Origin of the sequence: Sphaerospermopsis reniformis (genome assembly GCF_005402885.1) — a bacterium.
GTDB classification, from domain to species: Bacteria; Cyanobacteriota; Cyanobacteriia; order Cyanobacteriales; family Nostocaceae; genus Sphaerospermopsis; species Sphaerospermopsis kisseleviana.
In genome coordinates, this window is sequence record NZ_BJCE01000538.1 from 1 (window position 1) to 641 (window position 641).

The window sequence follows — 641 nt, forward strand, 5'->3', positions numbered from 1 at the left end:
TTTCTATTGCTTTCATCTCTGGTTCTCTTTCTAATTTATTCTCTTCTGTTTCTGGTTTTGTTTTTTCTATTTCTTCTGTTTCTTTCTTGTACTCTCCTTCTACACTCATTGATGTTCCATCTAGATGGATACTCTTGCTTTCTACTTGGAATTTATGGGCTGCTTTTATGGCTACTGTTGTAAATATTTTCGTTGTTCCTACTCGATAATATTTGTCTAGTTCTCTTCCTAATCTGTCGTCGTTTAAATGTTCTGGTAATACTCCTTCTCCTATTAAATGTTCTGTTGCTTTTCCTACAAAAAATTCGTCAAATAGGTATAATGGGGCGCTTAAAAACCCTAATCCATTCAATATCATTGCTTTCATTACTTGTCCCGGTGTGAGAATTTCTCTTGTTTTTATTCCCACTATTTTATTCACTTCTTCTACCAATTCCATCTCGTCTATTATTCCCGCTACTATTCCTAAATGGTCTATATTTAGGGTTTGCATCCCTTCCTCTGACTTTTTCATGGCAATTCCATTATCTATTTGACGCTTATTATTTTACGCTAAATTAGCCTGAAATCATTACCAGATAACCGTTTCAGGTTTTTTATTTTGACAATTCATAATTATTTAATCTGCTTCAATATCTGCG

Annotated in this window: 1 protein-coding gene; it reads right to left on the reverse strand. The window is 33.5% G+C overall.

The genetic code is table 11. The features are described 5' to 3' along the window. Positions 1 to 514: DUF4277 domain-containing protein (locus tag FFR48_RS28280; protein ID WP_201277714.1), on the reverse strand; the 514-nt coding region annotated here is incomplete at its 3' end. Positions 515 to 641 lie beyond the last annotated feature (127 nt).